This window comes from Pseudomonas capeferrum (assembly GCF_013523055.1).
Lineage (GTDB): Bacteria > Pseudomonadota > Gammaproteobacteria > Pseudomonadales > Pseudomonadaceae > Aquipseudomonas > Aquipseudomonas capeferrum_A.
This window is the reverse complement of sequence record NZ_JAAMQM010000024.1, coordinates 88,506-97,989: the sequence shown is the minus strand read 5'-3', so window position 1 is coordinate 97,989 and position 9,484 is coordinate 88,506. Positions and strand designations below refer to the sequence as shown.

At 61.3% G+C, this 9,484-nt stretch carries 3 protein-coding genes; all 3 read left to right on the top strand.

What is annotated here, in order from left to right; all coding sequences use genetic code 11:
• The first annotated feature begins 235 nt into the window (after positions 1-235).
• The 3 genes from recC to recD are packed head-to-tail and all read left to right on the top strand — an operon-like array spanning position 236 to position 9,467.
• The gene (gene recC, locus G7009_RS23380; protein ID WP_181132472.1) at positions 236-3,718 is read left to right on the top strand and encodes an exodeoxyribonuclease V subunit gamma; all 3,483 of its coding nucleotides are present in this window, start codon (positions 236-238) and stop codon (positions 3,716-3,718) included.
• The gene (recB, locus tag G7009_RS23375) at positions 3,715-7,395 is read left to right on the top strand and encodes an exodeoxyribonuclease V subunit beta (RefSeq protein WP_181132471.1); all 3,681 of its coding nucleotides are present in this window, start codon (positions 3,715-3,717) and stop codon (positions 7,393-7,395) included. The genes recC and recB overlap by 4 nt, the downstream gene beginning before the upstream one ends.
• Positions 7,392-9,467: an exodeoxyribonuclease V subunit alpha gene (recD, locus tag G7009_RS23370; protein ID WP_181132470.1), complete on the top strand. Its 2,076-nt coding sequence runs from the start codon at positions 7,392-7,394 to the stop codon at positions 9,465-9,467. Before recB ends, recD begins: the two co-directional genes overlap by 4 nt.
• Positions 9,468-9,484: the final 17 nt, after the last annotated feature.

The window sequence follows — 9,484 nt, the reverse complement described above, 5'->3', positions numbered from 1 at the left end:
GTGAAACGATGCATCGCCGATGGTAGTGTGGAGCTTCTCCATGTGAGAGTAGGTCATCGTCAAGATTCATTTCGCAAAACCCCTATCTGCGCAAGCAGGTAGGGGTTTTGTCTTTTCCGGGATCCGATTCCCGTCAAACCTGCTGACACTCTCGCGGGTTAGCCTCGCGCCTTCGAATTGTTCTCCATGATATGGTTCCTCCATTGAACCGTTGCCTTGTTCCAAGGAATGCTCCATGCCGAACACCCCTGCACTACGTCCCGGATTCATGGTCGTCCACAGTAATCGCCTGGACGACCTGCGTAGTCTGGTAGTGAGCTGGATGCGCCGTTATCCATTGACCCCTTTGGAAAACGAGATCGCTCTGGTACAGAGCAACGGCATCGCGCAATGGCTCAAATTGGCACTGGCGGAGGATCCGCTGGATGATGATCTAGGTGGCTGCGGTATTGCCGCGGCCATTGACGTGCAATTGCCTGGCAGCTTCATGTGGCAGTTGTACAGACGAGTTCTCGGGCGCGATGAAATTCCCGAGATTTCCATGCTCGACAAGGCCCCCCTTACCTGGCGATTAATGCGATTGCTGCCAGAATTGATCGAGCGGCCTCACTTCGAGCCCCTGCGCCGCTTCCTTACGGACGACAGCGACCTACGCAAACGCTATCAATTGGCAGAGCGCCTGGCGGACCTCTTCGACCAGTATCAGGTCTATCGTGCCGACTGGCTCAAGGACTGGGCAGCCGGTGAACATGTGCTCCATACCGCACGGGGCGGACGTACCCCCTTGATAGCGAGTAATTGCTGGCAGGCCGAATTATGGAGGGCCTTGCTTCTGGATGTTGGCGAGCAAGGCATGGCACAGAGTCGTGCCGGTGTACATCAACGTTTTATCGAGCGCATCGGTGGCCTGGAGCGGGCCCCGGCCGGTTTGCCATCCAGGGTAATCGTCTTCGGCATCTCGTCTCTTCCCGCCCAGGCTCTGGAAGCACTGGCAGGCCTGGCCCGGTTCAGTCAGGTATTACTGTGCGTGCATAACCCTTGTCGACATCACTGGGCGGATATCGTCGCCGACAAGGATCTCCTACGTCACCAGTACAGACGTCAGGAGCGCAAGCAAGGCATGCCCTTGCAGCTCGATGACGAGTCCTTGCACCAGCATGCACACCCTCTTCTAGCTGCCTGGGGCAAACAGGGCCGCGACTACATCAACCTGCTTGATAGCTACGATGATCCGGATACCTATCGCGGTGTATTTACCGAGGGGCGCATCGACCTGTTCACCGAAGGAGAGTCAGGCAACCTGCTTAACCAGCTGCAGGACGATATTCTCGAACTGCGGCCACTGTCGGAGACCCGCAGCTTGTGGCCAGCAGTCGATCCACGCAAGGACCGCTCGGTGCGTTTCCACATAGCCCATAGCGCGCAACGTGAAGTCGAGATTCTCCATGATCAGCTGCTTGCGCGCTTCAGTGCCGATCCCACGCTTCGCCCCCGCGACATCATCGTCATGCTTCCGGATATCAACGCCTACGCGCCCCATATTCGCGCCGTGTTCGGCCAGCTCGAGCGCCAGGATCCACGCTACATCCCCTATACCTTGACCGATCAGGGCCAACGCGGTCGTGACCCGCTGCTTATCGCCCTCGAACACCTGCTCAAGTTGCCCGACAGTCGATTCGCAGTGAGCGAAGTGCTCGATCTGCTCGACGTGCCGGCTCTGCGCGCGCGTTTCAAGATCCGTGAAAGTGATCTGCCCACCTTGCACCGTTGGATCGAAGGCGCAGGAATCCGTTGGGGCCTCGACGCCACGCAGCGCGCATCCTTCGGTCTGCCGGAAGGGCTGGAGCAGAACAGTTGGCGTTTCGGGCTGCGCCGCATGCTGCTCGGCTATGCCGTAGGTATCGGCGAGGGATGTAACGGAATAGAGCCTTACGACGAGATCGGCGGCCTCGATGCAGCTCTCATCGGTCCTCTGGTTGCCCTGCTGGATGCACTGGATGTGGCCTGTCGGACCTTGGCCGCGCCTGCGACCACGGAAGAGTGGGGTGATCGACTTCACGCGCTGCTGCAGGTATTTTTCCTGGCCGAAAGCGAGCATGACGACTACCTCCTGGTGCAACTGCAAACCTTGCGAGAAACATGGCTTGCGACATGCGAAACGGTCGGCTTGCAGGATCTGTTGCCGCTGACCGTTGTTCGCGAAGCCTGGTTGTCTGGCCTTGACCAAGGCAAATTGTCACAACGCTTTCTCGCAGGCTCGGTGAATTTCTGCACACTCATGCCCATGCGGGCCATCCCTTTCCGCGTGGTATGCCTGCTAGGCATGAATGATGGCGACTATCCGCGTGCTCAACAGCCTATGGATTTCGACCTGATGGCCAGCGATTACCGTCCAGGTGACCGCTCGCGACGTGAAGACGACCGATACCTGTTGCTCGAAGCGCTCCTGTCCGCACGCGATCAGCTGTACATAAGCTGGGTAGGCCGCAGTATTCGTGACAACAGCGAGCGACCTGCTTCGGTCCTCGTGGGCCAGCTGCGTGATCACTTGGCCAGTGGATGGACGCTGACAGGCGCCACACCAGGTGAAAGGCTGGAACCGGGACAACAGCTGCTGGACGCGCTCACCCAGGAGCATCCACTGCAACCCTTCAGTCAACGTTACTTCCAGAAAGGCAGCCCGCTGTTCAGCTTCGCCAGGGAATGGCACGCCTTGCACCAACCCGGTCAAGCACGCGCGACAAGTGATCAGTCCCTGCCCCTCCATGTCAGTGAAGAGCCGCTAAGCCTGGCCTTGTTGCAGGATTTCGTTCGTCATCCGGTCAAACACTTCTTCAGCCAGCGTCTGAAAGTGTTTTTCGAAGCATTGGAGGCGCCAACGCCGGATGAAGAACCATTTGTCCTCGATGCATTGCAGCGTTATAGCCTCAGTGAAAATTTGCTGACCGCGGCACTCGCCAATACCGACGATGGAAACGATGTACTACAGAGCCACGCCAAGCGACTACAAGCCTGCGGCTTGCTGCCATTGGCCGGTTTTGGCGAGTGTCTGCAAGCTGAATTGCTGCAACCACTGCCTGACCTGCTAGAGCGCCATCGACAATTGCTGACCCGATGGCCGGAGGTGCTCGACACGGCCCTGCCCATCCGCTTCGAGCATGGGCCACATCGCTTGGAAGGTTGGTTGGGTCGTATCTATCGGGCGGATGATACTAGCCTGTTGAGCATCGGTACCGTGCCCAACTCGCTCAGCAGCGGTCGAAACAACCTCAAATGGCATCGCCTCATTCCTACCTGGGTCATGCACTTGGCCGCATGTGCGGTCGGTCACCCGCTGCATAGCGCACTGGTAGCCAGCGATCTCACCCTGATGCTCGCACCCCTGCCCAGGGAACAGGCGACCGATCGGCTCGTAGAACTGTTGATCGCCCGGCAGGCTGGCATGAACGCACCGTTGCCGATTGCCGCCAAGACAGCCTTCGCCTGGCTTGCACAGTCCGACGAAGACAAGGCCGTCGCCGCCGCTGCCCGGGCATACGAAGGCGATGGCCAGAATAGCTTCGGCGAGCGCAGCGAGAGCCCCGCCCTGACTCGGCAATTCCGGGACTTTACCGCCCTGATCGCCGACGAAACGTTCGAAGGCTGGTGCGACACCTTGTACCGTCCGTTGTACGAAGCGCCCTGGCAGACGCTGGGCAACCCGGAGACTGCCGCATGACCCAAGTGCGCCCATTGGCGTTGAGTTTCCCCTTGCATGGCAGCCAGCTGATCGAAGCCAGTGCCGGTACCGGGAAAACCTTCACGATCTCCGCCCTTTACCTGCGATTGATCCTGGGGCACGGCGGGGAATTTGGCTTCGACCGCGAATTGCTACCGCCTCAGATTCTGGTGGTGACCTTCACGGACGCCGCCACTAAGGAGCTGCGCGAGCGGATTCGCACCCGCCTGGCCGAAGCTGCTCGCTTCTTCCGCGACGAGCTCAAGGAAGCCGACCCCTTGCTGCACCAGTTGCGAGAAGAATATTCACAAGAGCACTGGCCGCGATGCGCCAATCGTCTGGAGACTGCCGTGCAGTGGATGGACGAAGCCGCGGTCTCGACCATCCACGGTTGGTGCCAGCGCATGCTCCGCGAACATGCCTTCGACAGTGGCAGCCTGTTCACACAGAGTCTCGAAACCGACCACAGCGAGCTCCTTGGGCTGGTCATGCGCGATTACTGGCGACGCTTCTGCTACGCAATGACGGGCGAGTCGCTGGCATGGATACGCAGCAACTGGATCAGTCCGGATGTCCTTCTCCCGAAGGTGAGGCCACTGTTTGGTCGCCAAGCTGGGGAAGAAGAGAGTGAAGATCCTCAAGCATTGATAGATACGGTCCTGCGGCAGCGCGCCGAACAACTGGGTGTGCTCAAGGCCCCCTGGAACCAATGGGCCGACGAGCTGCTGCAGATCTGTCGCGATGCCGTGGCCGCCAAGCAGGTCGACGGCCGCAAGATGCAGGCCCGTTACTTCGAACCCTGGTTCGAGCGACTCAAGGCGTGGGCCACTGATGAGCAAGCATTGGACCTGGAACTCGGGACTGGCTTCGCTCGCCTGACCCCGACCGGCATGGCCGAGGCCTGGAAGACAACGCCGCCGGTGCACCCTGCGCTCGACGCCATGCAGGATCTTCCCCAGCAGCTGAAATCCTTGCCCAGTCCGGACGCCGGCCTGCTGGAGCATGCCGCCGCGTGGGTGTCGGCGCGCTTTGAGATGGAGAAGCGCCGCCGCGCCGAAATGGGTTTCGACGACATGCTCCTGCGGCTGCGGCAGGCGCTCAACGGTGAAGCGGGCGAGCGTTTGGCCGCGTTGATCCGTGAGCAGTTTCCCGTTGCGCTCATCGATGAATTCCAGGACACCGACCCGGTGCAATACGGGATTTTCGAGCGCATCTACCAGATCAGCGAGAACCGCTCGGAAACCGGGTTGTTCATGATCGGTGATCCCAAACAGGCCATCTATGCCTTTCGCGGAGCCGACATCCACACCTACCTGAGCGCCCGCCGCGCGACCGCCGGGCGTCTGCATAGCCTGGACACCAACTACAGATCCAGCCAGGCCATGGTCAGTGCGGTCAACCATGTGTTCCTCCAGGCTGAACGACGGATCGATGGTCGGGGAGCCTTCCTGTTCCGCGAGGGCGAGGAAAACCCCTTGCCGTTCATCGAGGTCATGGCCAAGGGGCGTAGCGAACGCCTGTTGATCGAAGACCAGGAATGCCCGGCCTTGCATCTCTGGCACCTCGAAAGCGAGGAGCCCGTGTCCGGTACGATCTACCGGCAGCAAGTGGCAGCCAGCTGCGCCAGCCAGATCATTGCCGTACTCAATGGCGGGCAGCAAGGCAAGACCGGTTTCCAGAATGCCGAAGGCATACTGCGCGTTTGTCAGCCTTCGGATATCGCCATCCTGGTTCGTGACGGCCGCGAGGCGCAGCTGATTCGCTCCGAGCTGAGCGCCAGAGATGTGCGAAGCGTCTATCTTTCCGACAAGGATTCGGTGTTCGCCGCCCAGGAGGCTCATGATCTGTTGGCTTGGCTCAAGGCATGCGCCGAACCGGACTCCGAACGCCAGCTCAAGGCCGCCTTGGCCAGCCTTACGCTGAACTTGCCGCTGGCTGACCTGGACCAGCTCAACCAGAACGAACGCGTCTGGGAGAGCTGGGTCATGAAGTTTCGTCGATACCGCGAGATCTGGCAGCGTCAGGGTGTATTGCCGATGCTGCGGCGCCTGCTGCATGACTTTGAGTTGCCACGCACGCTCCTTGAACGCAGTGATGGCGAACGGGTGCTGACCAACCTGCTGCACTTGGCCGAATTGCTGCAGCAAGCGGCGGCAGAACTGGATGGCGAGCAGGCATTGATCCGCCACCTGGCCGAGCACCTGGCCATATCCGGTCAGGCGGGCGAGGAACAGATCCTGCGCCTGGAGAGCGACGAACAGTTGGTGAAGGTGGTGACCATCCACAAATCGAAAGGTCTGGAGTATCCGCTCGTCTACCTACCCTTCATCTGCAGCAGCAAACCGGTGGATGGCAAACGCTTGCCGCTTGCCTGGCATGACAGCGAAGGCCGCGCCCATCTAACGCTGGTACCGGACAGCGATCAGATTGCCCGCGCGGATGACGAGCGCCTTGCCGAAGACCTGCGCCTGCTCTACGTAGCACTGACCCGGGCCCAGTATGGTTGCTGGCTTGGCGTTGCCGACCTCAAGCGTGGCAGTAACAAGGCCTCGCAGTTGCATCGTTCAGCATTGGGTTATCTGCTTGGCGGTGGGGCGCCTCTGCCAGCATCCACTCAGTTGGGGACCTGGCTCGACGGCTTGCAGTCCGGTTGTGAGGCAATCTCCTGCCAGACCCTGCCCGAAAAAACCGAAACGCGCTTCCAGGCGCCTGCCAACCTCCATGAGCTCATGCCGCTGCGCAATCCCCGCCGCGCGGCCGCGGAGAACTGGTGGATCGCTTCCTACAGCGCCCTGCGCATCGGTGTCGAAGGCCAGACCCTGAACGTGGAGGATCCCCAGGCCCAGCAATTGCTCGACGATGAGCGACCAGACGTCCAGCCGTTGCCAGTGATTACCGGCGAGGGCAGTGATATCCACCGTTTCCCGCGGGGCCCCAATCCCGGTACCTTCCTGCACGGCCTGCTCGAATGGGCCGGGCGAGAGGGCTTCGCCGAAGTCAGCCAACGGCCCGACCTGATCGAACGTACAGTGGGCCAGCGCTGCAATCGACGTGACTGGACCGCTTGGGTACCCGCGCTCAGCCAATGGTTGCGGCACCTATTGATCCAGCCCATGCCGCTCGAACCGGATGCGCCACCCCTGATCCTCGGGCAGTTGCAGCAGTATCAGATCGAGATGGAGTTCTGGTTCGCCAGCCACCGCGTGGACACCACGCGCCTGGATCAACTGGTTGCCCGGCACACCCATGGCGGAGTGTCACGGCTGGCGGTACAGGCCAACCAGCTCAACGGCATGTTCAAGGGCTTCATCGACCTGGCTTTCGAGCTGGACGGGCGCTATTACGTGGCAGACTACAAGTCCAACTGGCTGGGACCAGACCTCCAGTCCTACGGCCCGGCGGCAATGGAGGAGGCCATCCTCGAACATCGCTACGACCTGCAATACGTCCTCTACCTCTTGGCGTTGCATCGCCAGTTGCGTGCCCGCCTGCCGGATTATGATTACGACCGTGACGTAGGCGGGGCACTGTTCATCTTCTTGCGGGGAGCAGTGGCCGCGCCATACGGGCTCTATCACACCAAGCCGCCGCGGACATTGATCGAGCAGCTCGATGCACTGTTCCGCGGTATCGACGAACCTCGACAGCAACACTTGTTTTCCGGAGCCGCCCAATGAGTCGGACCCTCGCTGACCTGTTACCCGTCCCGCTCGAAGCGGCGCATCTCGCCGCCCTCGCACCGTTGCGCCGCAGTACGGACCTGTTGGTCCTGCTTGATCGCTGGGTCGAACGCGGCTGGCTCCGGCCACTGGACCGCGCTTTCGTGAGCTTCCTCGAAGAACTGGCCCCCGGTACCGATCCGTTGGTACTGCTGGCGGCCGCCCTGGCCAGTCATCAGCTGGGGCATGGTCATGTCTGCCTGGATCTGGAACAGACGCTGGCCGAGCCTGATTTTGCCCTGTCCTTGCCACCCGAAGGCGACGCGCAGACCGGTCCCTCGCTTCTGCCTTCGCAACTGCTGGCTGGTGTCAGCGTCAATCTCTGGTCAAAGCGCATTGCAAGCAGCGCGCTGGCGGCTGCTGGCGACAGTCACGAGCATCGCTCGCGTCCTTTGGTGTTGAGTGGCCAGCGCCTGTATCTGCGGCGCTACTGGGGTTACGAAAGACGGATCGACCTTGCGCTGCGTGATCGCTTGGCGCAAGTCGAAGCCGCCCCTGAACAGCTTTCTGGCCGCCTCGCAAAATTGTTTGAAGGCGGTGCGGTACCAGGCCAGATCGACTGGCAGAAGCTGGCGTGCGCACTGGCGACCCGTGCCGCCTTCAGCATCATTACCGGCGGACCCGGTACCGGCAAGACCACCACTGTCGTGCGCTTGTTGGCCTTGCTGCAAGGGCCGGCCGTGGAGCAGGGCGCCCCCTTGCGTATCCGTCTGGCAGCGCCAACCGGCAAGGCTGCTGCCCGGCTGACCGAGTCCATCGGCCAGCAGGTCGAGCGTCTGGACGTCAGTGAGGCGGTGCGCGAACACATTCCTACCGACGTCAGTACGGTACATCGGTTGCTAGGGAGCCGTCCTGGTTCGCGACACTTCCGCCACCACGCCGGCAACCTCTTGCCACTCGACGTCCTGGTCGTCGACGAAGCCTCGATGATCGATCTTGAAATGATGGCCAACCTGCTGGATGCCCTGCCGCCACGTGCACGTCTCGTCTTGCTCGGCGACAAGGACCAATTGGCCTCGGTCGAAGCTGGCGCCGTCCTCGGCGATCTTTGCCGCGATGCCGAAGAAGGGCGTTATTCCCAACAAACCCAGCAATGGCTCGAGCACGTCAGTGGCGAATCGTTGGCTGCGAGCGGGCTTCGCACAGGCGATGAACAACGCTATCCACTGGCTCAGCAGGTGGTGATGTTGCGCCACTCCCGACGGTTCGGCGAAGGCAGTGGGATCGGCCAACTGGCACGCTTGGTCAACCGCCAGCAGGCCGAAGAAGCGCGGGACTTGCTGACCCTTGCTCCGGACGATCTTTTCTCCCTTTCCTTGCGCGGCGAGCAGGACCGCGCCTTTGATCGGCTGCTGCTGGAAGGTATCGGACGGGGTTCGGAGCGCCCTGAAGGCTATCGCAGTTATCTGCAGACCATTGGCCGTCGGCGTCCGCCGCCTGGTACGCCTGCCGACGATGCGCGCTGGGAGCACTGGGCCGGGGAAGTGCTTCAAAGCTTCGAAACCTTCCAGTTGCTGTGCGCCGTGCGCAAAGGTCCGTGGGGCGTGGAAGGCCTGAACCTGCGCGTCGCGCGGGTGCTCGATGCCGCTGGGCTGATCGACAGCCAGCAGGTCTGGTATGAGGGCCGCCCCGTGCTGGTAACGCGTAACGACTACGGCCTGAGCCTCATGAATGGCGATATCGGCATCACCCTGCGTCTGCCTGACGAGCATGGTGATCCAGTGCTACGCGTGGCCTTCGCCCGCAACGACGGACACGGCGGCGTACGCTTCGTACTGCCCAGCCGCCTGAACGAAGTCGAGACGGTATTCGCCATGACCGTGCACAAGTCCCAGGGCTCCGAGTTCAGTCATACCGCGCTGGTGTTGCCCGATACCCTCAATCCCGTACTGACCAAGGAGCTGGTCTACACCGGAATCACGCGGGCCAGGCACTGCTTCAGTCTGATCGAGCCACGCCAAGGCGTCTTCGAGGACGCCGTGGCACGCCAGGTTCGGCGAATTTCGGGGCTGATGCTGGAGCGGGTATAAGGGAGGCCTTTATCGCC

Bases quoted from the DNA above. Each gene is read 5' to 3' on its own strand.
- recD (WP_181132470.1), top strand. From the start codon at position 7,392: ATGAGTCGGACCCTCGCTGACCTGTTACCCGTCCCGCTCGAAGCGGCG.
- recB (WP_181132471.1), top strand. From the start codon at position 3,715: ATGACCCAAGTGCGCCCATTGGCGTTGAGTTTCCCCTTGCATGGCAGC.
- recC (WP_181132472.1), top strand. From the start codon at position 236: ATGCCGAACACCCCTGCACTACGTCCCGGATTCATGGTCGTCCACAGT.